Here is a 24,937-nt window from a genome sequence, read left to right as displayed (position 1 = left end):
GGGGACCACCGTGACCAGATCGGGCACCGCGGCCGGCGCCGACCGGGCAGGCAACAGCGATGCGCTGGAGAACCTGGCCCGGGTGGGGCTGATCGCCTACGGGGTCGTGCACCTGCTCATCGCCTGGCTGGCGCTGCAGCTGGCCTGGGGCGGCGGGACCGGCGGCGAGGCGGCCGACCAGTCCGGCGCGCTCGCCACGCTGGCCGAGCAGCCGTTCGGCCAGGTGCTGCTGTGGGCCCTCGCCGTGGGGCTGCTGGCGCTCGCCGTCTGGCAGCTGGCCGAGGTCCTGCGGCACCGCGCCGGGCTGCAGCGCACCGGGGACGCGCGCAAGAAGGCGATCGTCACGATCGCCAAGGCGGTGGCCAAGACGGTCATCTTCCTGGCGCTGGCGTTCCTGGCCGTCCGGTACGCCACCGGGGGCGGGCAGGGCAGCTCCGGTCAGCAGCAGACCGTGTCCGGGGTGTTCGGCTGGCCCGGTGGCCGCTTCCTGGTCGGCATCGCGGCGCTCGTCCTGATCGGGGTGGGCATGTACCACGTGCACAAGGGCCTGACGAAGCGCTTCCTCAAGGAGATCGACTGCGCCCAGGCACCGGCCGCCCAGCAGCGCCTGGTCGAGCGGCTCGGGCAGGTCGGCTACCCGGCGAAGGGCGTCGCCCTCGGCCTGGTCGGGGTGCTCCTCGGCTGGGCCGCGATCACCTTCGACCCGGCGAAGGCCACCGGGCTGGACGGCGCCCTGCGCACGCTGCTGGACGCGCCGTTCGGGAAGTGGCTGCTCTCGCTGGTTGCCCTGGGCATCGCGGCCTACGGCCTCTTCTGCTTCTTCCGTGCCCGCTTCCCGCAGCGCACCTGACCCGGCCGGGTCGAGCGCCGCGCACCCGCGGGCAGCCGGGCACGGCCGGCCGGGCAGCGCGGTCCTGCAGCGGGTGCACGACGTCGTCGCGCACGCCCGCGAGGTCACCGACCACCCGGTGCTGACCCACCTGGCCCGGGTCGGCCTGGTCGCCTACGGCGTGCTACACGTGCTGATCGGCTGGCTGGCGTTCCGCATCGCCTGGTTCGTGCAGCCCCGTATCGAGGACGCCGACCAGACCGGGGCGCTGGCCACCGTCGGCAGCTCCCCCGGCGGCGGGGTGCTGCTCTGGCTGATCAGCCTGGGGCTGTTCGCGCTGGCGCTGTGGCAGGGCGGCGAGGTACTGCGCTGGTGGACCGGGCTGCTGCGGCCCGGTCACCGGCTGCGGGTGGCCTACGTGTGCGCCAAGTGCGGGGCCAAGGCGGTGGTGTACGGCGTCCTGGGGGTGACCGGGCTGTTCTTCGCCGTCGGCGCCGACTACGACGCCGCCGCCCGGTTGCGCGACCTCACCGACGAGACCCTGACGTTCCCCGGCGGCGCCCTGCTCGTCATCGCCGCCGGGCTCGCCGTGGCCGGCGTCGGCGCGTACGTGACGCTGCGCGGCTTCACCGGCGGGTTCATGCGGGACATCGACCTCCATGCCGCACCCGACCGGTACGAGCCGGTCATCGAGCGGATCGGCCGGGTGGGCTACGTGGCCAAGGGCATCGCCTTCGCCGTCTCCGGTGGCCTGCTGGTCTACGCGGCGGCCACCGCGGACGTGTCGACGGCGACCGGTCTGGACGGGGCGCTCAACGCGATCGGCGCCGTCCCGACCGGGCAGTGGCTGCTCACCGCGGTGGCCGTCGGGTTCGCCGCCTTCGGCGGGTACGCGCTGGCCCGGGCACGCTACCCCGACCGCGACCCCTCGACCTGACGACGGACCCTCCGCCGAGCACGACGGCCGGCCTTCAGGAGCCCGCGCCGAGCCTGCGAGGCGTGGGGGAAGGCCGGTCCTTCAGCAGTCCTCGACGACGGTGAAGATGTCCCAGAGGCCGGTGATCTGCAACGGGCGAACGACGGCGCGGGCGGTGCCGCAGCGGACCCGCAGGACCCGGTCGGCGCCGACCGCGGCGCGGTGCGCGGTGGCCAGCGCCGAGAGGCCGGCCGAGTCGAGGAAGGTGACCTGGGAGAGGTCGACCTCCACCGGAGCGGCGCCCGGACGTTCGAGGGCGGCCAGCAGGCATTGACGCAGCCCCGGGGCGGTCGACGAATCGACCTCGCCCACGACGGTGATCCGGCAGCCGTCGGCCGATGTGGTCAGGCGGACGTCGATGCAGTCGGGGTCGAGTTCTACAGGAAATGCGGTCATGGACGCCTCCGGCGGGCCGGGCCGGTGGCGGGACCCACCGGCCGGTGCGTCGGGCAACGTGCACCCGAGCGCGGCTGCTGGTTGAACCGCGCCGCCGACGCTAGGGATCCGATGCGTTGTGCGCAAGAGTCTCTCGGCGTGGCGGCCCCACGGCACCGGGTGACGGGCACCCGGGCGCTGCCGGACCTCAGCCCCAGACCTCCTGGGCGGTCTCCACGACCAGGGCCAGCTTGGCGATCTGCTCGTCCCGGGTGAGGGAGTTGCCCTCGACCGTGGAGGAGAAACCGCACTGCGGGGAGAGCGCCAACTGCTCCAGCGGCACGAACCGGGCCGCCTCGTCGATCCGCCGCTTGAGGTCGTCCTTGGCCTCCAGGTCGGGGCGCTTGGTGGTGACCAGGCCGAGGACGACGCGCTTGCCCGGCGGCACGAACCGCAGCGGCTCGAAGCCACCGGAGCGGGCGTCGTCGTACTCCAGGAAGAAGCCGTCGACGTCGAGGTCGCCGAACAGCGCCTCGGCGACGAAGTCGTAGCCGCCCTCGGCGACCCAGGAGGACCGGAAGTTGCCGCGGCACAGGTGCGTGGTGACGGTGAGCCCCGCGGGCCGCCCGGCGAGCGCGGCGTTGATCTGCCGGATGTAGCGCTCGTGCTGGTGCTCGGCATCCCGCCCCTGACCGGCCAGCTCGGCCCGCTGGGCAGGGTCGTTGAGGTAGGCCAGCGAGGTGTCGTCGAGCTGCAGGTACCGGCAGCCCTGCGCGGCGATGCCCTGCACCTGCTGGCGGTAGGCCGCCGACAACGCATCCCAGAAGGCGTCCTCGTCGGCGTACACGCTCGGATCGATCGCGGCCGCGCCGCCGCGGTAGTGGACCATCGACGGCGACGGGATGGTGAGCTTCGCGGTCTGACCCTCCCCCACGACCGACTGCAGGTACCCGAAGTCGGCGGCGAAGATCGGCTCGTCGATCGACAGCGGGCCGTCGACGTGCAACCCGGCCGGTGACCAGTCGATCGAACCGTCGGCGTTCTTGAAGTGGACCGGCCGGCCCCCGCCCTCGACCCGGGTGATCCCGGTGATCGCGTAGATGAAGTCCATGTGCCAGGTGCTGCGGCGGAACTCGCCGTCGGTCGCCGTCGCGAGGCCGGCGTCCTGCTGCAGCCGGACGACGTCGGCGATCGCCTCGTCCTCGACGGCGCGCAGCCCGGCGGCGTCGAGCTCCCCGGCCGCGAACCGGGCGCGGGCGTCGAGCAACCCCGGGGGTCGCAGCAGGCTCCCGACGTGGTCGGCGCGGAACGGGGGGCCGGAGGTGTCGGACATGCCCGCCAGCATGCGCCGGCCCGGCCGGTTCCGGGGCGCGGTCGGGCCGCTCCCGAGGGGAGGCCCGTCGGCCGTCGGAGAACAGGCGGATACTGGTGGCATGTCGAAGCGGGTCGTCGTCGCCGGGGCCATCTGGGTCGTCCTCACCGTCCTGGCGTTCCTCGTCGACCCGATCCTCGGCGCCTGCGTGCTGATCTTCGGCGGCATCGGCGTGGTCGTCGCGGCGCTGGGCAGCACCTACGACCAGCACCCCGATTTCGAGGCCCGCGAGCTGGCCCGGGCCCGCAGGCGCAAGGCCAAATGGGAACAGCACCGGGTCAAGAACGCCGACGCGATCGAGCGGGACCGCGCGCGCTACACCGCCCACCAGGCCAAGCTCGCCGCCAGGCGCGAGGCCGCCGAACGCGAGGCCACCGACCGGCCCGCCTCCTGACCGTCGCCGTAAACCGCTCGACCTCCGCCGACCCGGCGTCGTACGGTCCCCGGCATGGGCACTTCCTCGCTGCGGCTGCGCACCCCCTGAGCTGATCCGCGGGCGCTGCCGAGCAGCCCCGCCGTCCGCCGGTCCGCTGCCGACCGGCCGCGACCGCTCCTCCCCTTTTCCGGCGTGCCCGCGCCGATGTCGCGGGCACGCCCCTACCCGCCCTCCCGGAGACTCCCCATGTCACGCCCCACTCCTGCCTCCGCCGGCCCGGCCGGCGATGCCCGCGGCCAGCTGCCCGAGGAGGCCCGCGCCGGCTTCGACCGGCTGGTGCACGCGGTGCTGGCCGCCCCCGGCGCCACCCGGTCCGCCGCCCTCGGCGCGGCGCTGCGCAGCCAGCTGCCCGGCACCGCCGGGGTCCGCTGGCTGCACGCGGCCGGCCTCTCCCCGACGTCCCGGGCAGCCGACCTCACCGCGGCACACTGGCTCTCGCTGCACCAGGCCTGGCTGGCCCACGAGCAGGCACCGCGAGCGGGAACCCGGGCCGCCGGGCACGGCCCGCGGGCCGACAGCCGGCACGGGCACGCCCCCGGCGCGCAGGCCATCCCGCGCTACTACTGAAAGGACCCTCCTGCCCCCCATCGCTCGCAGGCTCGCGACGGGCCCCTGCAGGAGGGCCGTCACCGGGGGCCGGGCGGGGTCCATCAACCGGAGATCGCGTCCTCCGCGGCCAGCTCGGCCGCCCGGTCGGGCTGCGCGAAGGCCTCGGCCAGCGCCTGCCGCAGCGGCCAGGCACCGGCCCGCCACGCGAGCGCGCGGCCCAGCGCGGCCGGGCTGCCGTCCACGGCGTCGGCCTCGTCGCCCGGCCACCAGGCGACCGCCCGGTTCCCGGTCACGGTGAGCCGGCGGTGCACCGCGACCCGGCCGGTCAGCTCCGGCACGTCCAGCCGGGCGGCGGCCAGCTCCGCGCCGGGCACCTCGGCCCAGCCGAGCTCCCGGTCGGGCCGGCTGGTCACCCGCGCCCGCACCACCTCGCTCGCCAGCGGCAGGTCCAGCAGGTCCGCGACCGGGCCCGGCGCACCGCCCGCCGGCACCACGGCCGAAGGGACCAGTGGCTGTAACCACGGCGCGTCGAGGACGACGGCGTCCGCGCTGACCTGCGTGGGAGCCACCCGCACCCGGTCCGGCGGGACGACGTCGACCCCGTCGAGCGCCACCGCGAGGCGGGCGTGGACGTTGCGCAGCAACGGCGCCGGCACCGTCCGGGCCGGGTCGCCCAGCCGGTCGAGCAGATCGAGGGCGTCCTCCACATCGGCCAGCACGTCGGCGACGGTCGCGGGTGGCCGCAGCAGCGCGCGGACGGCGTCGTCCAGCGGCGGAGCGGGTTCATACAGTCCCTGCAACTGCGTGCTCGCCGGGTCGCGGAGCCGGTCGGGCCGCTCGCCGCCGAGCACCGGCGAGGTGCGCAGCCACCAGCGCAGGTAGCCCGGTACGACGGTGCCGCCGAGGTCGACGTCGGCCCGGGCCGCGGCCGGCAGCGCGGCGAGCAGCGGCAGCGCCCGTGCCCAGTCGCGCACCAGCTCCAGGTCGCGCACCGCGGTCAGCGGTGGCCAGACCGGTGGGGGCGCGCCCGCGGGCAACCGGTCCAGGACGGCGTCCACCCAGTCGGCGGCGCGGTCGACGTCGAGGTCGTCGGGGTGCTCGGCGGTGATGCGGGCGAAGGTGTCCAGGACGCCGACCGCCCGCAGCGCGCCGGGGTCCTGCCCGGCGGCGAAGGCGGTGTCGAGGGTGCCGAGCGACCCGGGCTCGAGCACCTCGGCCAGCGCCGATCCGGGCAGCACCAGCTCGCCGGCCGCCGCCCAGCCGCCGTCGTCGTCGGGCAGCGCCAGGTCGGCCAGCCAGGGCAGCTCCCCCGGCGCCGGGCCGGCCGCGGCGACCAGGCTGAGCACCGCGACCGCCAGGTCCTCGACGTCCTGCTCGTCGGCGCCGCCGTCGTCGGCCCGCTCCAGCGAGGTCCCGACCACCGTGCGCACCTGCGGGTCGGCCAGCACCGCGGCCGCCGTGGCCGGCTGCGCACCGAGCCGCTCCAGCACCCGCCGGGCCGCGCCGGCCACCACCGCCGGCTCGGCGATCCGCAGCCCCAGCGGGGCGAGCCGGGCCACCGGGAGCGACTCCTCGGCCAGCAGCACGCCGGCCGGGCTCTGCGCGGTGCGGCCGTCGGCCAGCGGCACCGGCAGGCCGGCGAGCTCGTCGCGGTCGGCGTCGGCGAGCGCGGCGTAGAGCGCGGCCCACCACTCCGGCGGGCGCCGCACGCCGCGCACCGCCTCGACCACCTCGGCGAGCCCGGCCCGCCGCACCCCGAGCGCGCGCAGGGCGCGGGCGCCACCGCGCCGGGCCCAGCCGGCCGGCAGCAGCCCGGGGAGCACGCCGGTGAGTGCGGCCACCCGCTCCTCGGTCGGGTCGTCCAGCGCGACGGCCCGGTCGGGTCGCTGCAGCGACTGCTCGCCGGCGACCGGCAGCCAGGCGGCCGCGGCCAGCCGGGTGAGGATCGCGCTGCCGAGGGCGGCATCCAGCTCCGCGGCGGCCAGCCCCGCCGCCGGCACGAGGTCGAGCACCACCGGGTCGGGCGATCCCCCCGCGGTGAGCTCGGCGAGCAGGTCCGCGTAGGCGCCGGCGGCGGCGGCGAGCAGCGCGTCGGTGACCGGTCCCGGAACGACGTGCCGCCGGTCGGGGCCGAGCGGGAACGGCGCGATCAGCCGGGCCGGCAGCGAGATCGGCTCGTCGCTGGCCGTCGGGGCGTGCAGCACCTGGCGGCCGGTCAGCGGGCGGGGTGCGCCGTCGTCGTCCAGGGGCACCGCCCAGGTGAGGGTCCAGCCGCGGCGGTCCCGCTCCTCGACCGGCCGGTCGGCGACGAGCGTGGCCGGCAGTTCCCCCGAGCACCGCCGGACGTGCCACGTCGTCGCCCGGTCGCCATCGGTCAGGCGTGCTTGCTGTACCGACAGCACGCAGGCGAGCCGCCGGACGGCGCCACCGGTGACCACCTCGACCTCTGCCAGGCCCGGCAGGGCGAGGAGCAGCTCCGGCTCCAGCGCGGTCAGCGCCTCCCGCACGGCGTCCTCCGCGCCGGGGCGCAGCGGCAGCACCACCTCGGTGGCGAACCCGGCCGGTGGGGCGCCGTCGGCGTCGAACGGCAGCCGGAGCACCGGCACCGCTCCCCCGCGCCGGGCCAGCTCGTCGCCCAGCACCGCGACCCCGGCCACGGCCTGCCGGGTCTCGCCGGCGCTGAACCGCACCGAGCGGCCGGTGGACAGCACCGCGGGGGCGTCGCTGACCGCGAGCACCGCGGCGAAGCCGACGCCGAACCGGCCGACGCTGGCCGGCTCGTCGCGCTTGGCCGACGCCCGCAGGGTGGCCAGCGCCTGCACGCCGGCGTCGTCCAGCGGGGTGCCGGTGTTCGCCGCCCGCAGCACCGCGCCGCCCGGTCCGGCGGCCAGCTCGAGCCGCAACCGGCCGGGTACCCCGGCGCGGGCGGCGGCGTCGGCGGCGTTCTGGGCCAGCTCGATCAGCAGCCGGTCGCGGTACCCACCGCGGACCAGGTCCTCCTCGGCGTTGGCGTCCTCCCGGAAGCGGGCCGGCGAGTCGGTCCAGGCGGCGAGCACCCGGCGGCGCAGCTCGGCGGGGAGGGCGGGGTCGGGCATGGGGGCCAGCATGTCAGCGGGCCGGGCTGCAGCGGCGCGCCCCGGATCAGGGACGGACGCCGCAGTAGTCCTCGGCGAGCATCCGCCGGCCCGGCTCGCGAGTGGCCAGGCCACGCAGCTCCGCGGCGCGCAGCGAGTCCTCGAACGGATCGCCGGAGGCGTGCAGCAGCCGGGCCATGCCGCAGGAGAACGACATCGCCCACCACACGTGCTGCAGGCAGGTGGCCGTGTAGGCGTCGGCGAGCGCGGGGTCGCCGCGCAGGAGGGCCACCAGTGCGGGGGCGAGCACCCGCACGTCGCGGACGGCGAGGTTGAGGCCCTTGGCGCCGGTTGGCGGCACGATGTGCGCGGCGTCCCCGGCCAGGAAAAGCCGGCCGGCCCGCATCGTGTCCGAGACGTAGGCCCGCAGCGGGGCGATCGCCCGCTCCAGTACCGGGCCCTCGGTCAGCGACCAGCCCTCGGCCGACAGCCGGGTGTGCAGCTGTGCCCAGATCCGGTCCTCCGGCCAGTCCGCGAAGGTGTCGGTGGCCGGAACCTGCAGGTACAGCCGGGTCAGCGTCGGCGACCGCATGCTGTGCATCCCCAGGCCGGACCGGGAGAAGGCGTAGACGACGTCCCGCCCCGACGGCGGGGCGTCGACGAGCAGCCCCAGCCAGGCGATCGGGTAGTCGCGGGTGAACACCCGGGCCGCCGCCACGGTCCGCCGGCCCACGCCGTGGAAGCCGTCGGCGCCGACCACGACGTCGGCGGTCAGCGTCCGCTCGACTCCCTCGTACCGGTACCGGACGGTCGGGGCAGCGCCCGCGATGCCCTCGACGGCCAGCGCCTCGGCCTCGAACAGCAGCGGATGGCCGGCCGCCAGCCGGTGCGCGACGAGGTCCGCGACGACCTCCTGCTGGCCGTAGACGTACATCGGCTGCCCGCTCAGCTCGGTGACCGGCAGCACGTGCCGCTCTCCGTCGATGCGCAGCTCGAACTGGTGGGAGACCATTGCGGTGGCATCCAGCCGCTCCCCGACACCCAGCTCGCGCAGCAGCGCCACCGTGCCCGGCTCGAGCGCGCCGGCCCGCACCCGGGACTCGACGTGGGAACGGCTGCGGAGCTCCAGCACCACGCAGTCGACGCCCTCGCGGGCCAGCAGCGCGGCGAGCACCAGGCCGGCCGGCCCGGCACCGAGGACGGCGACCTGGGTGCGGGCCGGCACGCCGGGGGGTGGGGTCACACGGCACCTCTCGGATCGCAGAGCAGAGCACGGGCCCCCGTTCTCCCGGGCGGGAGGACGGGGGCCCGTCGGATCACTCCTGGCCGATGATCTCGGCGCTCTCGCCGGAGTAGTCCCACTCCATCTCGCTGGTCCAGCCGCCGGTCTCCGAGGAGTACGACGCGATCTCACCGGACTCGGCGATGAAGGGGTCCTCCGGACCGTTCGTGCTCTCCTCCGGGTGCAGCATGAGCGGCCGGGTGATGTCCATGTTCCAGGCGGCGTTCATGGTGTTCGCCCGGGTCAGGCCACCCTCCATCTCCGCCGCGTCGCGCAGGTTCTGCACCAGCAGCGTGGCGAAGTTGTAGCCGTCGAGCGCGTTGCCGAGGCGGGCGAGGTCCGTCTCCCCCGCGGCCTCCATATCGGCGAAGTACGCCTGCATGGCCTCGTCGTCGTTCCAGCGCGGGTCGGAGGGATCCTTGCGGAACAGCGGGGCCACCGCGCCGTCACCGGCCGGGTCGACCGGGGTGATCCACTGGCCGGCGCCGTTCGCCGAGGAGTTCAGCACCACGAGCCCGTCGTACCCGGCCCGGGCCAGGCCGGTGAGGAAACCGGGGGCGTAGTTCGGCAGCGCCTCGAGCACGATCGCGTCCGGGGAGCCGGCGACGGCGGCGGAGATCTGCGCGTCGATGCTCGTCGCCCCCGCCGGGATGGTCTGCGTCGGCTGGACGGTCAGCCCGGCCTCCTCGGCCAGGCCCGGGAGGGCTGCGTGGAAGTCCTCGGACAGCGCGTCGGAGCCCTTGATCTCCGCGATGCTGCCGCCGGGCACTTCCTGGGCGATGTAGTCGACGATGGCCTGCGCCTCGACCGGCGCCGACGGGATGCCGTTGATCGTCCACGGGTGCTCCGTGGGGTTGTTGAAGTCCGGGCCGGTGGTGATCGTCCACAGCTGCGGGACGCACGCGTTCTCGTAGATCGTCTGGGTCGCCCTGATCTGCGGCGTGCCGATCTGGGCGATGTTGGCGAAGACGTCCTCCGGACCGACGAAGGCCTGGGCGTTGCTCACCGCGCGGGCGGCGTCGTAGGCGTCGTCCTCGGCCACGAGCTCGATCTGGTGCCCGTCGATCCCGCCGGCGGCGTTGACCTTCTCGAGGACGGCGTTGATGCCGGCCACGTTCGCCGCGCCGCCGGAGGCCAGCGGACCGCTCAGCGGCTGGCTGGTGCCGATCCGGATGGGCTCGCCCTCGGGCAGCTCGGTGGTGGCCCCCTCCGGGCAGGCGGAGGTGTCGACGGTGAACTGGCCGTCGGCGCTGGTCTGTCCGCCTCCGCCGCCACCACCGGATGTGCCTTCGCTCCTGCTGTCGCCACAGGCGGCGGCTCCGAGCAGGAGCAGGCCTGCACCGGCGACGGCCAGCGATCGGGTCGTTCTCGTCATCGAGTTGTCTCCTGGTCGGTACGGATGGGTGCTTCAGGTGAGTGCGTGGGGTGCCCGCCGATGGCCGGGGTCGGCCCGGCCAGGCCTCCGTCGGGCTCGCCCGCGGTGGTGGCGCTGCCGGGGGCCGCGTCGGTGGCCACGGCCGCGGCCTCGGGCGGGACGATCCGGAGGAAGCGGGTGCGCAGCCGGGTGAGCAGCGGCACCAGTCCACCGGGGACGAAGTAGATGAACACGATCAGGACGACGCCGTAGATCACGTTGGCGAACAGCCCCGGTTGGTCGGTCAGGCTCCGCAGGAACGGGATCTGCCCGGCCCACTCGGCGGTGTAGTACGGCAGGAAGACCATCGCCAGGCCGCCGATCCAGGCGCCGGACACGGTGGCCGCGCCGCCGAGCACCATCGCGGTGATGAACAGCAGCGTGACGGTGAACCCGACCGTCGAGGGGCTGACGATGGGCGTGGTCAGCAGGTACATCGACCCGCCGATCGCGCCGTACATCGCGCTGACGGCGAAGGCGACCGTCTTGACCTCCGCCGGCCAGATGCCGGAGATGGCCGCAGCGGTGCCGTTGTCCCGCAGCGCCACCATCGACCGGCCGACCCGGCTGCGCACCAGCCCGGTGGCCAGCCAGAACAGCAGACCGGCGACGGCCGCCATCACCAGGAACATCCACCCGCGGTCGGAGACGTCCAGGCCGAACCAGCCCGGCTTGTCCCAGCTGATCCGGGCGGTCTTGCCGGCGACCCCGCCGGTGCCCAGCGCCAGGCCGATCGGCTGGCTCACCACGACCGGGAAGGCGACGCCGACGGCGAGGGTGATGACGGCGAGGTAGAGCCCGTGCAACCGCAGCGCCGGAACCCCGACCGCGAAGCCCAGGGCCAGGCCGAGCACGGCGGCCAGCGGCACCGTGGCCGCCCACGCCCAGCCGTGGTCGGTCACCAGGATGGCGGTGGTGTAGGCGCCGATCCCGAAGAAGGCACCGTGGCCCAGGGAGATCTGACCGCTGAACCCGGTGACCAGGTTCAGCCCCAGCACGGCCACCGAGTAGGCGATGACCAGGCTGAACTGCCCGATCCGGAAATCGCTGACCAGCACCGGCAGCAGCAGCACGACCAGGGCCGCCAGCAGCAGGCCGGTCCCCTGCCAGACCCGGTGCGACCGGGATCCCTCGAGGACGACGCGCGCGCTCACGAGTGCTCCTCGCTGACGCTCGTCGCTCGCGAGCGCGGCCATGCTGCGCTCATCGTCGAGCTCGCTCATACCCTCTCCAAGGTCTTGGTGCCGAAGAGGCCCTGCGGCCGGACCAGCAGTACGACCAGCACCACGATCAGGGCGATGACGAGGCTGAGGTCGCCCTCGATGAAGGTGAACAGGCCGGGGACGAAGGCCATGATCAGGCCCAGGGCCAGCCCGCCGACCGCCGCGCCGGGAACGCTGTCGAAGCCACCCAGGGTGGCCGCGGCCAGGCCGAAGATCAGGATGGACGCCATCGAGTTGAAGTCCAGGGTGCCCGCGGTCTCGGCGACCAGCGCGGCCGCGAGAGTGCCCAGCGCGCCGGCGATCCCCCAGCCGAACATGAACATCCGCCCGACCGGGATGCCCATGACCTCGGCCGCCTCCCGGTTGGCCGCCACGGCCCGGTAGCCCAGGCCGAGCTTGGTCTTCTCCAGCAGCAGCCACAGCCCCACCAGGAGCAGCACCAGCACCGCCAGGATGCCCAGCGCGACGTAGGTGATGAAGAAGGGCGGCGGCCCCACGAGGACGTCGATCTTGTCCTCGATCTCCCGGGGGAACGGCTCGGGGGCCGGCACCGGCTGGGTGCCCCAGATGATCGCGATCACCGCGTTGATGATCAGGAACAGCGCCAGCGTGGCCAGCACGACCGGGAAGATCCCGCGCTTCTCCAGCGGCCGGATCAGACCGCGTTCCACGCCGGCCCCGAAGACGAAGGAGACGACCAGGGCGATCGCGATGGCGATCCAGACCTGCACGCCCTGCTGGGTGAGGGCGAAGACGACGAAGGCGCCCAGGGTGGCCATCTCGCCCTGGGCCAGGTTGATGTGGCTGGTGGTCTTGTAGACCAGCACGACGGCGAGGGCCACCAGCGCGTAGAGCGCGCCGTTGGTCAGCCCACCGACGAGCAGCTGCAGCAGGAAGGCGGGGTTGTCGATGTTCGGGGACATGGCGGCGCCTCAGTAACCCAGGTAGGCGCGGCGCATCTCGTCGTTCCCGCGCACCTCGTCCGCGGTGCCCGACAGCACGATCGAGCCGGACTCGATGACGTAGCCCCGGGAGGCGAACGAGAGCGCGAGCTCGGCGTTCTGCTCGACGATCAGCATGGACACGGACTCCTCGCGGTTGATGTCCTCGAGCTGGGCGAACAGCCCGCGCGTGATGATCTGGGCCAGCCCGAGCGACGGCTCGTCCAGCAGCAGCAGCTTCGGCCGGGCCATCAGCCCGCGGGCGATGGCGAGCATCTGCTGCTCCCCGCCGCTCATCCCGCCGGCCAGCTGGCCGCGGCGCTCGCCCAGGCGCGGGAAGACCCCGTACCAGCGCTCGATGTCGGCCTCGATGGCCTTGGTGTCCTTGCGGCCCCAGGCCCCGACCCGGAGGTTCTCCTCCACGTTCAGCACGCCGAAGACCCCGCGGCCCTGCGGCACGTGGGCGATGCCCCGGCGGATGATCCACTCGGTGGGCCGCCCCACGAGCTCGGTGCCGCCGAGGCGGATCGACCCCCGGGTGCCGACCATGCCGCAGATCGACCGCAGCGTCGTCGTCTTGCCCGCGCCGTTGGCCCCGAGCAGGACGACGACCTCGCCCTCCCCCACGACCAGGTCGATGCCACGCAGCACCTCGGCGTCGCCGTAGGCGGCGTGCACACCGGACAGCTCCAGGAGCGGCTCAGCCACGGTGGCTCCCGGAGGGGCGGGTCCCGGTGGCGGCCGGGTCGGCGGCCGGCTCGCCGTCGGCGGCGGCGTCCCCGCCCAGGTAGGCCTCGATGACCGCCGGGTCGCGCTGCACCTGGGCGGGCGTGCCGTCGGCGATCCGCCGGCCGAAGTTCAGCACGGTGACCCGGTCGCTGACGCTCATGACCATCTTCATGTGGTGCTCCACCAGCAGGACGGAGATCGAGAAGTCGTTCCGCAGCGCCTTGATCACCGCGCCGAGCTCGTCGACCTCGGAGTGGGTGAGCCCGTTGGCCGGTTCGTCGAGGAGCAGCAGCTTGGGCCGGGCCGCCATGGCGCGGGCGATCTCGATCCGCTTCATGGTGCCGAACGGCAGCCCGGCCACCGGTCGCAGCGCCAGGTCGGCCAGACCCAGCCGGTCCAGCAGCTCCATGCCGGCGGTCCGGGCCGCGGAGTCGTTCCGGCGGGTGCCCAGCCGCAGCGCCGACCGCACCCACCCGCCGGTCCCCCGGGAGTGGGCGCCGACGGCGATGTTGTCCAGCACCGTCATCGTCGGGAACAGCGCGATGTTCTGGAACGTCCGGGCCACCCCGACCGAGGCGATCCGGTGCGCGGGCAGCCGCAGCAGGTCCGTGCCGTCGAGCAGCACGCGGCCGGAGCTGGCGTTGTAGACCCGGCTGACGACGTTGAACATCGTCGTCTTGCCCGCGCCGTTGGGGCCGATGAGCCCGCAGATGGTGCCGCGCGGGACGTCGAAGGACAGCCCGTCGAGGGCGACGACGCCGCCGAAGCGCACGCTGACGTCCTCCACGCGCAGCAACGGGTCCGCGTCGGCCAGGAGTGCGCCGTCCGGCTGCGGAACGGCGGCGGTCGCACCGGTCATCGCGTCACTGCCACCGGAGGAAGCCCATACCGCAGCCGGTGCCGGCCGACGTGCGGTAGCACGGGGCGTACTCCGACCAGGCGACCTCGCGGTCGTGCATGGCGCCGGCGACGGCGACCCAGTTGCGGATCTCCGAGGAGCCCGCATGGAGCTTGTCGGCCGGGATGGTGCGCAGCGACTCGGCGTCGCGGTTCGCGATGCCGTCGAGCACCCGGCGGTCGAGCTCCTCGTCGACGACGAAGTGGCTCAGCCCGCCGGAGGCGACCAGCACGACCCGGGCGTCGACCGGGGAGGCCTCGATCGCCGCGGCGAGGGCCTTGCCGAAGTCGTAGCAGCGCTTGGCCGAGGGCTGGTTGGGCGGGTAGTAGGTGTTGAGCATGACCGGCACCACCGGGACGTCGGTCCGTTCGCCCAGCAGCCGCTGGATGATGAAGCCGTAGGCGTGGCCGAAGCCGTGCCCGGGCGGGGTGGTGGCGATGCTGGCCACGTCGAACTCGGCGCCGACCAGGCCGGTGATGGCATCGAGGGCAAGCTGCGGGTGCCCGTCGAACTTGTGCACGACGTCCATCGCGTAGCCGGTCTTCACCGCCTCGAAGAACTCCCCGGGCGGGGCGCCGTCCATCGTCTGGGTCTCCCAGCTGTCGCCCCAGAAGATCGCCATCGACGGCTGGTTGCTGGCGTCGAAGACCTCCTCCTGGTCGTCGCCGATGACCACCAGCACGTCGGGCCGCAGCTCGGCGAGGTCGGCGGCGAGCCGGTCCATGCCCTCGAGGCAGGCGGTGTAGCGCTGCTCCCAGACCTCGTCGGAGAGCTCGGCGGTGTACGCCTCACCGACGGCGGCGCTCAGCTCGTCGAAGGTGACGTGCCGGCCGGCCGTGTCGAACAGCTCCTTGTTGCTCCGGTCCTGGGCCGCCCGCTCCCGCCACAGCCGCGGGTTGGTGAGCAGCATGGGGCTGTGGGACGTGCCGATCGCACCGACGATGGTGGCCATCAACGCTCCTCGAGAAGTAGGCAGGGTCCGGCGGACGTGCCGCCGGGCGGTGGGAGTGACGAGGAGCCGGGGGCCACGGGGGGCCGGTCCCGTCCGGCTCGGACGGGGTGACCTGGGTCACGAAGTCGTTGTGCACACTTTGGACGGCCGACAACGATGTGTCAAGGCGCGTCGCCGTCGCGCGGTGTCCGCCGGCCGACCCGGAGGCCGACCGGCGGACCGCCGTCAGTCGGTGACCGGGTTGCCGGTCACCGGGTGGTCGTAGTGGAACGGCACCGTCTCGGTGCGCGGGAACATGCCCCAGTCGTCGACGATCTCGTCGGGACCGTGCGGGTCGTCCGGATAGGTGTCGGTCAGGTAGCCGGCGTACTCCACCGGCGCCTTGGACCAACCCTGGTCGAACTGCCCCTGCCACAGCGAGCGGAAGTTCAGCACCTTGATCCGCCACTGACCGTCGACCTTGACGTACTCGTTCTCGTAGACGCCGCCCTCCCACCACTGGCGGAAGCCCTCGACGGTCTCGTGGTTGCCGGCCGACATCAGCGAGCGGAACCGGCCGCGCGCCGACTGCCCGTCCTCGGACAGCGTGATGACGCCCTGCATCTGGGGGTGGTCGAGCAGCCGGCCGTAGCGGGGGCCGTTGTGGCCGTCGGCGAACTTGGTCATGAAGCGGCCGGTGTAGAGCCGCTGGGCGCCGGCCTTGCCGTGGAAGACCCCGTGCAGGAAGTGCACCCGGGTGTCCTCGCGGTCGGCGAACAGCTCGACGACCTCCTCGTAGTAGGTCTTGTCGAGGTAGTAGCCGTACTGGTACTGCAGCTTCCGGACCGCCTCGATGTCCTCGGCCCGCGTGAGCCGGTCCTCCAGCTGTGCGAGGCGCGCCTCGAGGGCTGCCACCTGGTCGCTCATGTGAATCCTCCGTGTTCGGCCTGCCGGCGCCGCCGGTCGCGACGGGCCACCGGAGGGAACCTAGGTGTGTTCCTCGCCACCGTCAACGATTCGCCCAACGTTTCCGTCGCACGGCAGGGATCCGGCATTCCGCAGCGTCGAACCATCCCCTGACACGACGGGGTTTTCGCTGGTCAGCGGCTCGTCGTCCGGGTCGGCGACCCCCGATCAGCGTCTCGTCGGTCTGATGCGCTTCCTTGACGGCGGGAGTGCCGGATGACAGCATCGCGGCCACTGACAGGCTGGTCGTGACACGCCCGCGAGGCGGCCTGCGCCGCCGGGCGACCGCCCGGCCGACGGGCCGCGCGCCCGGCGGAGACGAAGGGGACACCATGCTGATCGACGCTGCGGCCAGGCTCGAGCCCGACGCCCTCCGGTGCCCCTTTCCGGCCTATGCGGAGCTGCGCGAGCGGGGGGTCACCTTCGTCGAGGCGGCCAACGCCTTCCTCGTGACGCGCGCCGAGGACATCGACACCGTGCTCCGGGACGTCGAGACCTTCTCCTCCCGCAACGCCATCGGGGCGCCGCCGATCCCGCCGGACAGCGAGCTGGCCAAGCGCGTGCCGTTCCTGCTGCTGTCCGACGAACCGGAGCACTCCGCGCGGCGCAGGCTCGTGCAGCGGGCCTTCACCCCGAGCCGGCTGGCCAAGTTCGAGCCGCGGATGCGTGAGCTGTGCACCGAGCTCGTCGAGGGCATGCGCGGCCGCACCGAGGTCGACTTCATGGCCGAGTTCGCCGTTCCGCTGCCGATCGCGGTGATCACCACGGTGCTCGGCGTGCCGGACGACGAGGCGCCCTCCCTCCGCCGGCTCTCCGAGGAGCTCGCCGGCACCGTCGGGCACCACGGCGCCGACCCGGCCGAGATCGTCCGGATCGCCGAGGAGTTCGCCGCGCTGCTCGCGCCGTCGCTGGAGGCAGCGGCCGCCGCGGCGGAGGAGCAGACGATCCTGCACACCATCGCGGCCGCCGAACGCACCGCCGGGCTGCCCCGCCACGACTCCACCCGGTTCGTGATGGAGCTGCTCATCGCAGGCAACATCACGACGACCGACCACATCGGGAACAGCATGATGCTGCTCGCCCGGGATCCCGAGCTGGCCGACCGGGTGCGCCAGGACCCCTCCCGGCTGATGTACTTCATCGAGGAGTCGCTGCGGTTGGAGTCGCCGATCCAGGGGCTGTTCCGGATGGCCACCCGGGACACCGAGGTCGGCGGCACGGCCATCCCGGCCGGCTCCCGCGTGCAGGTCATGTTCGGCGCGGGCAACCGGGACGAGGCCCTCGTCGAGCGGCCCGACGAGCTGGACCTGGCCCGCAAGTCGCCCTCGGCGCACCTCGCCTTCGGCAAGGGGATCCACTCCTGCCTGGGCAACATCGTCGCCCGGATGGAGAGCCGGGTCGCCCTGGAGACCGTGCTCGGCAGCATCCCGCGGTTCGAGCTCGCGGTCGACGCCGGCGCGGTCGAGTACCTGCCCAGCCTGGCCAACCGCGGGCCCGTCTCGCTCCCGCTGCGCCTGCAGTGGTGACCCCGCGACCGGCCGTGGCGGTCGTCACCGGCGGCGCCCGCGGGATCGGCCGGGCGCTCGCCGAGCGGCTGTCCGCCGACGGGCACGCGGTCACGGTGCTCGACGTCCTGGAGCCGGCCGACGGCGCGCTGCCGGGGGTCGGGTGGCTCTACTGCGACGTCACCGAGCCCGACCAGCTCCAGGCCGCCATGACGACGGTGGCCGAGCGCGGCGGTGGCATCGACGTCCTGGTCAACAACGCCGGGCTGATCTCGCCCCGCCGTTCCTACACCGACAGCGGCAAGGCCGAGCTGATGCGGTATCTGGAGGTCAACGCGGTCGGCTACGCGCTGGCCACCCAGGCCGCGCACCCCTGGCTGGTGGCCGGCGAGCGGGGTTGCGTGGTCAACGTCGCCTCCCGGACCTTCTTCACCGGCAGCCCCGGCCAGCTGGCCTACGTCGCCAGCAAGGGCGCCGTTCTCGGGATGACCCGGGTGCTCGCCCGCGAGCTCGGGCCGCACGGCGTCACGGTCAACGCCGTCATGCCCGGGCAGGTCGCCACCCCCGGCACCGAGCAGTACAACGACGAGGCCGACTTCGACCGCACGATGGCCGCACAGGCCATCCGCCGGCGGATCCAGCCCGAGGACCTCGCCGGCCTGGTCTCGTTCCTCGCCGGCCCGGACGCCCGGATGGTCACCGGCCAGACGATCATCTGCGACGGCGGCGGCCACCTGCACTGACAGCCCCCCACCGGGCTTTCGGTCCCGGAAGCCCGGTCAGCGGGGCAGGCCGAGGGCGCGGGCGACCAGGTTGCGCTGGATGTCGTTGGTCCCGCCGGCGACGACGGCCATGATCGAGAACCGCAGCGCCGCCTCGAACGACTGGGGCGCGCCGGCCGGGCCGCCGTCGGCGAGCGCCGCCGCCGGGCCGACCACCCGCAGCACCGCCTCGCCGAACTCCTCCTCCAGCTCGCTGCCGACGATCTTGGCCATCGGCGCCTCCGCCCCGCTGCCGGCACCGGGGTCGAGGGTGCGCCGGGCGCTGGCCGCGACCAGCGCACGGGCCGCCTGCAGCCGGGCGGCGAGCGCGGTCAGCTCGCGGCGGGCCGCCGAGTCCCGTCCCCCCGCGAGCTGGGGGTCGGCGCGCAGCAGCACCAGCAGGTCGTCGAACAGCCGCAGCAGCCGGGCGGTGCCCGAGGCGATCACGATCCGCTCGTGGGCCAGCGCCTCGGTGAGCACCTGCCAGCCGCCGTTCACCTCGCCGATCCGCGCGGAGTCGGGCAGCCGGACGTCGTCGAAGAACGAGGTGCAGGAGATGCCGCCGGCCAGTGACCGGTGCGACTGGATGCTCCAGCCGGGCAACCCGACCGGCACGCAGAAGACGGTGATCCCGGCGTGTGCCTTCGCCGCCGGGTCGGTACGCACGGCCAGCCAGATCCACTCGGCCTGGTCGGCCCCGGTGCCCCACATCTTCGTGCCGTTGACCACCCACTCGTCACCGTCGCGCACCGCGCCGGTGCGCAGGGAGGCGAGGTCGGAGCCGGTCTCGGGCTCGGAGTAGCCGAGGTAGAACGGCATCCGGCCACGGCTGATCAACGGCAGGAACCGTGCCTGCTGCTCCGGGGTGCCCCGGTGCGCGATGGAGGGGGCGAGCATCCCGGCCGCGGTGCGGGCCAGCGGGGCCAGCCCGGCGTAGGTCAGCTCCTCGCTGATGGCCACCTGCTCGGCCGGGTCCGCGCCCCGCCCGCCGTGCCCCGGGGCGAGCCCGGGGGCGAGGTAGGCGGCGCCGGCGAGCAGGTCGACCAGCGCCGGGTCCTCCCCGGTCAGCCCGGCGGGCACCTGCTCGGCGATGAACGCCCGCACCTCGGTGCGGGCTGCCTCGGCGCGCTCGCCGAGGTCCAGCGGCGGCAGGCTGCCCCCGCCCTCGAGCAGCAGGTCGGCCGGCTCGCCGGCGGCCAGCGGCAGCACGGCCAGCCGGGTCACGTCGGCGTGCACCCGGCGGAAGAGCCAGGGTGCCTCGTGCTCCTCGAAGTAGCCGGTGGCGGCCAGCGTGTGGTGGGCGCCCAGCTGCACCCGCGGGGCGGCGACGACGGCGTGCGCGACGGCGAGCTCGGCGGCCAGCAGCCAGCCGGGATCGCCGGCCAGGCCCCGGTGCACGGCCTCGTCGGCCAGCGCGGTGAACGCGGCGACGTCGATCGCGCCGTCGACGCTGCGGTGCGAGACGGCCTGGAACGCCCCGATCGGCCGGCCGAACTGGTGCCGCAGCGAGGCGTGCGCCAGCGCGAGCTCGGCCGACCGGGCAGCCGCCCCGAAGGCGCGCGCCGCCAGCGACAGCCGGAGCACCGCCCGGGCGCGCTCGGCCACCGCCGCGGACACCGGGACGGGCACCGCGGCGGCGGCCGACCACTCGACCTCCGACCAGTCCGGCCGGGCGATGCCCGGGGTCGGGCGCACGGCGGTGATCGGGGCGAGCGTCGCCTCGCCGTCACCGGCGGGCAGCAGCAGGACGTGGGTGGCCGCCGCGGCGGCCTCGGCGAACCGGACCACTCCCCCGGTGGCGGACTCCACGGCCGCGACGACCGGGCGGACCCGGCCCTCGCCGATCGCCGCGACCAGGTCGCCGGAGCCGGCCAGCAGCTGCGTGGCGACGTACCCGTCGGCCAGCGGCAACGGGCAGGCCAGCCGGCCCAGCTCGGAGACGACGGCCAGCAGCGCGTCGAGGGCGTCCTCCGGGCCGAGCTCGGTCCAGCCCTGCCGGGCCGCGACCTGCCAGGCAGAGCCCAGCAGCGCGGACCCGGCGTCGGGGCGGCCGGCCGCCTGGGGCCCGCTCCAGGCCTCCCGCAGCCCCCCGGCGACGGTGCTGCGCAGGTCGGCGAGCTCGCCGACGGCCAGCGCGGTCATGCCGACGCGGGCGCCGGGCCCTGCCAGCGGCTGAAGACGCGGCGGGCGTTGCCCTCGAAGACGGCGGCGCGGTCGTCGTCGGAGAGCGAGGGAATGCCCTCGATGACCGGCTTGAGGTCGTCGAAGGGCCGGCCGGTGTCCGGGTCGGTCACCGAGCCGGACCCGGGCTTCTCCGTGCCGAACAGCACCCGGTCGGGACCGACCGTGTTGAACAGGTGCACCAGCGACGACTGGTCGTAGAGGCAGGTGTCGAACCACAGCCGCCGCAGCGACTCCTCGAACCGCTCGTCGAGGGCGTCGTTGCCCAGGCCGGGCGCCAGCCGGGCCGCCTTCCAACGGCCGATCTGGTACGGCACCGAACCTCCACCGTGCCCGACGATGATCTTCAGATCGGGGAAGTCGAGGAAGGTGCGCGACCGCATCAGCGAGAGGACGGCGATCGACTCCTCGGTGATGAAGTGGTCGCTGTAGACTTCCCGGCCGTTGAAGCAGCCCGCGGAGTGGATGAGCGCCGGCACGTCGAGGGCAACCATCTTCTCCCACAGCGGGTACCAGAACTCGTCGCCCAGGGTCGGGGTGTGCCCGGTCCCCTCGTACGGGTCGGGGTTGAGGCTCACGCCGATGAACCCCAGCTCCTCGACGGCGCGGGTCAGCTCGTCGAAGCAGGTCTCCACCGGGGCTCCCGCGGTGAGCGGCAGGCCCGCGACGCCGGCCAGGCGGTCGGGGTGCAGCGCGACGCTCCTGGCGATGATGTCGTTGTTCGCGCCGATCCAGGAGTGCACGATGCCGGCCGGCTTGGCCGAGTGCATCTGCTGGAAGGGCCGCGGCGAGATGAACTGCACGTCGGTGCCGACGCTGTCCATGATCTTCACGTTGGCCCCGGCGGCGCCGGCGAGCTCCTGGTCGGAGTACTTCGGGCCGTCCTGGTGGTAGCCGCCGTGCCCGATCAGCTGGGCGCGGTAGGCGTAGAAGACCTCGGGGGCGAGGACGTGGGCGTGGGCGTCGATGATCACGATTGCTCCTTCTGGTCGTCGGCGACCATGGCGATGACCTCGCACTGCACGGCGAACATCGGCGGCAGGTCGGCGGTCTGGGTGTGCCGGGCCGGCCGGCTGTCGGGGTCGGGGAACATCCCCAGCCACTGCTCGTCGATGGCGGCGCGGGCGGCGCGGTCGCGGACCAGGAAGGTCAGCTTGGCCACGTCGGCGACGTCGGCACCGCCGGCGGCGAGGATCCGGCGCACGTTGGCGAAGACCAGCACGACCTGTTCCTCGACGCCCTCGGGCACCTCACCGGTGGCCGGGTCCTGGCCGAGCACGGCGCTGGAGATCAGCAGCGGGCCCACCCGGGAGGCCAGCGGGATGGGCGTCGGGCCGTGGTGCAGCCCGGGCACGGCGATCGACCGGCGGGCGGTCACGCCCGCGACCCCGCGGGGTCGAGCTGGGACGCCGGTCCGGCCGCCGGCGCGGGCCGGGTGAGGTCGGCCGCGCGGCCGGACCGCCGTCCGCGGGTCACACGTACTGCCGGACGACGATCGTCGCGACGCAGGCCGGCTTGCTGCCGCCCTCGACCTCGAAGGTCAGCGTGCACTGCATCTGCACGCCGCCCTTGATCTCGGTGACCTCGTCGATGACGGCGCCGGCCCGCAGCTTGCTGCCCACGGGCACCGGCGAGGGGAAGCGAACCTTCTCCGTGCCGTAGTTGACGCCCATCGAGAAGCCGGTGAAGTTCATCAGCTGGGGCAGGAACAGCGGGGTCAGCGACAGGGTCAGGTAGCCGTGGGCGATCGGGCCGCCGAACGGGCTCTCCTTCTTCGCCCGCTCCGGGTCGACGTGGATCCACTGGTGGTCACCGGTGGCGTCGGCGAAGAGGTCGACCTTCTCCTGGGTGATCTCGATCCAGTCGCTCGTGCCGAGGTCCTTGCCGACCAGGCTCTTGACGCCCTCGACGCCGTCGACGGTGATGGGGGTGCTCATGGCTGTTCTCCTACTCGTTGGGGGTCTGGGACACAGTGTGCGTGGCGAGGCCGCGGGCCCAGCTCAGATCGGCCTTCCCCGAGGGACTGCGGCGCAACCGGTCGACGACGACCAGCTCCCGGGGGCGCTTGTGGTCGGCCAGCCGTGCGCCGACGTGCTCGCGCGCCTCGGCGTCGGTGAGCCGGGCGCCCTCGTGCAGGGCGACGACGGCCACGATCCGTGAGCCCCAGCGCTCGTCGGGGGCACCGACCACCATGGCGTCCCGGACGGCGGGGTGGGTGAGCAGCGCCTGCTCCACCTCCTCGGCGAAGACCTTCTCGCCGCCGGTGTTGATCACCCGGCTGCCGCGGCCGTGGAAGACGACGGTGCCGTCGGCCGCCAGGCTGGCCATGTCGCCGGGCACGACCCAGCGGCGCCCGCCGATCTCCCGGAACGTCGCGGCGGTGGCCGCGTCGTCGCCGTCGTACCGGATGTGCTCGTCGGCGGGGGCGGCGAGCACACCGACCTGGCCGGAGCCGGGGACGACGTCCTCGCCGCGCTCGTCGATCACCCGGGCGCCGGGCACCAGCCGGAACTGCGCGGTGACCGTGGCGTCGCCGCGGCGGGTCTCCATCACCGCGAACGGGCCGCCCTCCGACGCCGCGACCAGGTCGCGGCAGACCAGATCGGCGTGCTGGAGCAGGCGCTCCTTCACGTCGGCGCTCCAGGTGACCCCGACGCTGATGACCCGGCGCAGGCTGGACAGGTCGTAGGGCCGCCCGGCGGCCGCGGCCGCGTCGAGGGCGTCCGCCAGCGGCCGGGCGAACACGTCGCCGACGATCGACACCGTGTCGACCTGCTCGCGCTGCACGGTGGCCGCCAGCTCGTCGGGGTCGTAGGACGCCGAGGGCAGGTAGACCACCCGGCCGCCGGCCAGCAGCGCCCCGAAGGAGGTGTACATGCCGGTGGAGTGCATCAGCGGCGGGGCCGGCAGGCAGACCATCGCGTCGCGGTCGGTGCCCAGCCGCTCCAGCGTGGCCCGCAGCTCCGCCGGCGTCTGCGGAAAGGGTTCGCCGAGCAGCAGGAAACCGTTGGCGCAGACCACGTCGTAGAGCCAGGAGTGCCGGACCAGCACGCCCTTGGGCCGGCCGGTAGTGCCGCCGGTGTACATCAGCCAGTGGTCGTCGCCACGTTCCTGGCGGGGCGCGGGCTCGGCGCCGGTGACCGCCGCCTCGTAGCCCGTCGCCCAGTCCGGAACGGCGTCGTCCCCGTGGACCTGCAGGAACGTGGCCAGCTGCGGCAGGTCGGCGCGGGCCTCGCCGATCCGCTCGGCGAGCGCGGCGTCGAAGACCACCGCGGCGGCCTGCGCGTCGCCGAGCAGGGCGACGAGTTCTTCGCGGCGGTACCGGTAGTTCACGTTCAGCGGCACCGCGCGCAGCTTGAGGACGGCGTAGACGCTCTCGAGGTACTCGATGCCGTTGTAGAGGCCCACCGCCACCCGCGATCCCGGGCCGATGCCCGCGGCGGCCAGGTGCCCGGCCAGCCGGGCGGCACGCTCGTCGAGCTCCGCCCAGGTGCGGCTGCGGTCGCCGTGGGTGACCGCGATCCGGTCGGGGCGGACGTCCCCGACGGTCTCCAGGACCGTGGCGAAGTTCGCGTTCACGACCCGGCCGCCGCCGCACCCGGCCGGAGCCCGAACAGCGCCACCGCGTTCTCCTTCATGATCTTCGGGCGGACCTCGTCCTTGATGCCGATGGCGGCGAAGTCCTTCATCCAGCGCTCCGGGCTGATCACCGGGAAGTCGCTGCCGAAGAGCACCTTGTCGCGCAGCAGGCTGTTGGCGTACTGCACCAGCTGCGGCGGGAAGTACTTCGGCGACCAGCCGGACAGGTCGATGTACACCTGCGGCTTGTGCGTGGCCACCGACAGCGCCTCGTCCTGCCAGGGGAACGAGGGGTGCGCCAGGATGATCTTCATGTCGGGGAAGTCGACCGCGACGTCGTCGACGTGCATGGGGTTGGAGTACTTCAGCCGCACCCCTCCCCCGCCCCGGGTGCCCGCGCCCACGCCGGTCTGGCCGGTGTGGAACAGCGCGATCAGGCCGTGCTCGGCGATGACCTCGTACAGCGGGTAGGCCGAGCGGTCGTTCGGGAAGAACGCCTGGGTGTTGGGGTGGAACTTGAACCCCTTGATGCCGTACTCGGTGACCAGCCGGCGGGCCGCCCGCACCCCGGCCGCGCCGCGGCCGGGATCGATGCTGGCGAACGGGATGAGCACGTCGGCGTTCTCCGCGGCGAGCTCGGCGACCTCCTCGTTGGAGGGCACCGGCTCCTCCCCGGAGGTGGTGTAGCCGTCGACGCCGAACACGACCGCGGCCATGTTGCGCTCGCGGTAGTGCGCGGCGAGCTCCGGCACCGTGTAGGTGGGCATGCCGCCGTGGCCGAAGTACTCCCCCAGCGCCTCGATGCTGCCGCTGCCCTCGGCGGTGTGCTCCGCGCCCCGCGCGGACCGGTGCACGTGGGTGTGCACGTCGATGGCGACCAGCGCATCGAGGTCCATGGTGTTCGAGCGCGCCACGT

The 24,937-nt window shown here is 74.1% G+C and carries 23 protein-coding genes; 6 read left to right on the top strand and 17 right to left on the bottom strand.

Annotated elements, in window-relative coordinates; translation table 11 throughout:
- The first annotated feature begins 10 nt into the window (after positions 1 to 10).
- Together ACYVG5_RS16490 and ACYVG5_RS16485 are read left to right on the top strand one after the other, a co-directional pair.
- Positions 11 to 850, top strand: a complete 840-nt coding sequence (locus tag ACYVG5_RS16490) for a DUF1206 domain-containing protein (protein ID WP_222050174.1) — start codon at positions 11 to 13, stop codon at positions 848 to 850.
- Entirely contained in the window at positions 825 to 1,766 is a 942-nt protein-coding gene (locus tag ACYVG5_RS16485) for a DUF1206 domain-containing protein (protein ID WP_222050173.1), read from the top strand. The genes ACYVG5_RS16490 and ACYVG5_RS16485 overlap by 26 nt, the downstream gene beginning before the upstream one ends.
- 81 nt (positions 1,767 to 1,847) lie before the next feature.
- Here ACYVG5_RS16485 and ACYVG5_RS16480 read toward each other — a convergent pair whose 3' ends face one another.
- Together ACYVG5_RS16480 and ACYVG5_RS16475 are read right to left on the bottom strand one after the other, a co-directional pair.
- The gene (locus ACYVG5_RS16480; protein ID WP_222050172.1) at positions 1,848 to 2,201 is read right to left on the bottom strand and encodes an STAS domain-containing protein; all 354 of its coding nucleotides are present in this window, start codon (positions 2,199 to 2,201) and stop codon (positions 1,848 to 1,850) included.
- A 187-nt stretch (positions 2,202 to 2,388) separates the two neighbouring features.
- Positions 2,389 to 3,513 (bottom strand): 5-methyltetrahydropteroyltriglutamate--homocysteine S-methyltransferase, encoded by a 1,125-nt coding sequence (locus ACYVG5_RS16475; protein ID WP_222050171.1) that lies wholly within the window; start codon positions 3,511 to 3,513, stop codon positions 2,389 to 2,391.
- 100 nt (positions 3,514 to 3,613) lie between these two features.
- On the opposite strand from ACYVG5_RS16475, the gene ACYVG5_RS16470 reads away from it, so the two are divergent.
- Positions 3,614 to 3,946, top strand: a complete 333-nt coding sequence (locus tag ACYVG5_RS16470; RefSeq protein WP_460683357.1) for a hypothetical protein — start codon at positions 3,614 to 3,616, stop codon at positions 3,944 to 3,946.
- 228 nt (positions 3,947 to 4,174) lie between these two features.
- Entirely contained in the window at positions 4,175 to 4,555 is a 381-nt protein-coding gene (locus ACYVG5_RS16465) for a hypothetical protein (protein ID WP_222050169.1), read from the top strand.
- Positions 4,556 to 4,638: 83 nt separating this feature from the next.
- Here ACYVG5_RS16465 and ACYVG5_RS16460 read toward each other — a convergent pair whose 3' ends face one another.
- From ACYVG5_RS16460 to ACYVG5_RS16420, 9 genes are all read right to left on the bottom strand, one after another.
- Positions 4,639 to 7,632, bottom strand: a complete 2,994-nt coding sequence (locus ACYVG5_RS16460; protein WP_222050168.1) for a sacsin N-terminal ATP-binding-like domain-containing protein — start codon at positions 7,630 to 7,632, stop codon at positions 4,639 to 4,641.
- Positions 7,633 to 7,678: 46 nt separating this feature from the next.
- Complete coding sequence (locus ACYVG5_RS16455) at positions 7,679 to 8,854, bottom strand: 4-hydroxybenzoate 3-monooxygenase (RefSeq protein ID WP_460683356.1); 1,176 nt, start codon at positions 8,852 to 8,854, stop codon at positions 7,679 to 7,681.
- A gap of 73 nt (positions 8,855 to 8,927) precedes the next feature.
- A complete protein-coding gene (locus ACYVG5_RS16450; RefSeq protein WP_222050167.1) occupies positions 8,928 to 10,268 on the bottom strand; it encodes an ABC transporter substrate-binding protein in 1,341 nt (446 codons plus the stop codon).
- Positions 10,265 to 11,461: a branched-chain amino acid ABC transporter permease gene (locus ACYVG5_RS16445; protein WP_460683355.1), complete on the bottom strand. Its 1,197-nt coding sequence runs from the start codon at positions 11,459 to 11,461 to the stop codon at positions 10,265 to 10,267. The genes ACYVG5_RS16450 and ACYVG5_RS16445 overlap by 4 nt, the downstream gene beginning before the upstream one ends.
- A gap of 65 nt (positions 11,462 to 11,526) precedes the next feature.
- Complete coding sequence (locus ACYVG5_RS16440; RefSeq protein ID WP_222050165.1) at positions 11,527 to 12,453, bottom strand: branched-chain amino acid ABC transporter permease; 927 nt, start codon at positions 12,451 to 12,453, stop codon at positions 11,527 to 11,529.
- 9 nt (positions 12,454 to 12,462) lie between these two features.
- Complete coding sequence (locus ACYVG5_RS16435) at positions 12,463 to 13,179, bottom strand: ABC transporter ATP-binding protein (RefSeq protein ID WP_222050164.1); 717 nt, start codon at positions 13,177 to 13,179, stop codon at positions 12,463 to 12,465.
- Entirely contained in the window at positions 13,172 to 14,059 is an 888-nt protein-coding gene (locus ACYVG5_RS16430) for an ABC transporter ATP-binding protein (protein ID WP_222050163.1), read from the bottom strand. The genes ACYVG5_RS16435 and ACYVG5_RS16430 overlap by 8 nt, the downstream gene beginning before the upstream one ends.
- Before the next feature lie 4 nt (positions 14,060 to 14,063).
- Complete coding sequence (locus ACYVG5_RS16425; protein ID WP_222050162.1) at positions 14,064 to 15,050, bottom strand: DODA-type extradiol aromatic ring-opening family dioxygenase; 987 nt, start codon at positions 15,048 to 15,050, stop codon at positions 14,064 to 14,066.
- Positions 15,051 to 15,275: 225 nt separating this feature from the next.
- Complete coding sequence (locus ACYVG5_RS16420) at positions 15,276 to 15,956, bottom strand: nuclear transport factor 2 family protein (protein ID WP_222050161.1); 681 nt, start codon at positions 15,954 to 15,956, stop codon at positions 15,276 to 15,278.
- A 371-nt stretch (positions 15,957 to 16,327) separates the two neighbouring features.
- Here ACYVG5_RS16420 and ACYVG5_RS16415 point away from each other — a divergent pair, with 371 nt between their 5' ends.
- Positions 16,328 to 17,521: a cytochrome P450 gene (locus tag ACYVG5_RS16415; RefSeq protein WP_460683354.1), complete on the top strand. Its 1,194-nt coding sequence runs from the start codon at positions 16,328 to 16,330 to the stop codon at positions 17,519 to 17,521.
- Positions 17,518 to 18,243: an SDR family oxidoreductase gene (locus tag ACYVG5_RS16410; RefSeq protein ID WP_222050159.1), complete on the top strand. Its 726-nt coding sequence runs from the start codon at positions 17,518 to 17,520 to the stop codon at positions 18,241 to 18,243. Before ACYVG5_RS16415 ends, ACYVG5_RS16410 begins: the two co-directional genes overlap by 4 nt.
- A 36-nt stretch (positions 18,244 to 18,279) precedes the next feature.
- On the opposite strand, the gene ACYVG5_RS16405 is transcribed toward ACYVG5_RS16410, so the two are convergent.
- The 6 genes from ACYVG5_RS16405 to ACYVG5_RS16380 form a co-directional block, all read right to left on the bottom strand.
- Positions 18,280 to 20,403: an acyl-CoA dehydrogenase family protein gene (locus ACYVG5_RS16405; protein ID WP_222050158.1), complete on the bottom strand. Its 2,124-nt coding sequence runs from the start codon at positions 20,401 to 20,403 to the stop codon at positions 18,280 to 18,282.
- A complete protein-coding gene (locus tag ACYVG5_RS16400) occupies positions 20,400 to 21,416 on the bottom strand; it encodes an amidohydrolase family protein (RefSeq protein WP_222050157.1) in 1,017 nt (338 codons plus the stop codon). The genes ACYVG5_RS16405 and ACYVG5_RS16400 overlap by 4 nt, the downstream gene beginning before the upstream one ends.
- Entirely contained in the window at positions 21,413 to 21,820 is a 408-nt protein-coding gene (locus ACYVG5_RS16395; RefSeq protein ID WP_222050156.1) for a RidA family protein, read from the bottom strand. Before ACYVG5_RS16395 ends, ACYVG5_RS16400 begins: the two co-directional genes overlap by 4 nt.
- Before the next feature lie 94 nt (positions 21,821 to 21,914).
- Positions 21,915 to 22,379 (bottom strand): MaoC family dehydratase, encoded by a 465-nt coding sequence (locus ACYVG5_RS16390; RefSeq protein ID WP_222050155.1) that lies wholly within the window; start codon positions 22,377 to 22,379, stop codon positions 21,915 to 21,917.
- 10 nt (positions 22,380 to 22,389) lie between these two features.
- Positions 22,390 to 24,021 (bottom strand): AMP-binding protein, encoded by a 1,632-nt coding sequence (locus ACYVG5_RS16385; protein ID WP_222050154.1) that lies wholly within the window; start codon positions 24,019 to 24,021, stop codon positions 22,390 to 22,392.
- Positions 24,018 to 24,935 carry an amidohydrolase family protein gene (locus ACYVG5_RS16380; RefSeq protein ID WP_460683353.1) on the bottom strand — a complete coding sequence of 306 codons (918 nt, stop codon included), beginning with the start codon at positions 24,933 to 24,935 and terminating at the stop codon, positions 24,018 to 24,020. The genes ACYVG5_RS16385 and ACYVG5_RS16380 overlap by 4 nt, the downstream gene beginning before the upstream one ends.
- Positions 24,936 to 24,937: the final 2 nt, after the last annotated feature.

The sequence above is a fragment of the Modestobacter lapidis genome (genome assembly GCF_054780755.1).
The sequence above is the reverse complement of the archived record's forward strand: the minus strand, read 5'-3'. Positions and strand labels throughout refer to the sequence as shown.

Bases quoted from the DNA above. Each gene is read 5' to 3' on its own strand.
- ACYVG5_RS16480 (WP_222050172.1), bottom strand. From the start codon at position 2,201: ATGACCGCATTTCCTGTAGAACTCGACCCCGACTGCATCGACGTCCGC.
- ACYVG5_RS16475 (WP_222050171.1), bottom strand. From the start codon at position 3,513: ATGTCCGACACCTCCGGCCCCCCGTTCCGCGCCGACCACGTCGGGAGC.
- ACYVG5_RS16470 (WP_460683357.1), top strand. From the start codon at position 3,614: ATGTCGAAGCGGGTCGTCGTCGCCGGGGCCATCTGGGTCGTCCTCACC.
- ACYVG5_RS16465 (WP_222050169.1), top strand. From the start codon at position 4,175: ATGTCACGCCCCACTCCTGCCTCCGCCGGCCCGGCCGGCGATGCCCGC.
- ACYVG5_RS16460 (WP_222050168.1), bottom strand. From the start codon at position 7,632: ATGCCCGACCCCGCCCTCCCCGCCGAGCTGCGCCGCCGGGTGCTCGCC.
- ACYVG5_RS16450 (WP_222050167.1), bottom strand. From the start codon at position 10,268: ATGACGAGAACGACCCGATCGCTGGCCGTCGCCGGTGCAGGCCTGCTC.
- ACYVG5_RS16440 (WP_222050165.1), bottom strand. From the start codon at position 12,453: ATGTCCCCGAACATCGACAACCCCGCCTTCCTGCTGCAGCTGCTCGTC.
- ACYVG5_RS16430 (WP_222050163.1), bottom strand. From the start codon at position 14,059: ATGACCGGTGCGACCGCCGCCGTTCCGCAGCCGGACGGCGCACTCCTG.
- ACYVG5_RS16425 (WP_222050162.1), bottom strand. From the start codon at position 15,050: ATGGCCACCATCGTCGGTGCGATCGGCACGTCCCACAGCCCCATGCTG.
- ACYVG5_RS16420 (WP_222050161.1), bottom strand. From the start codon at position 15,956: ATGAGCGACCAGGTGGCAGCCCTCGAGGCGCGCCTCGCACAGCTGGAG.
- ACYVG5_RS16415 (WP_460683354.1), top strand. From the start codon at position 16,328: ATGCTGATCGACGCTGCGGCCAGGCTCGAGCCCGACGCCCTCCGGTGC.
- ACYVG5_RS16405 (WP_222050158.1), bottom strand. From the start codon at position 20,403: ATGACCGCGCTGGCCGTCGGCGAGCTCGCCGACCTGCGCAGCACCGTC.
- ACYVG5_RS16390 (WP_222050155.1), bottom strand. From the start codon at position 22,379: ATGAGCACCCCCATCACCGTCGACGGCGTCGAGGGCGTCAAGAGCCTG.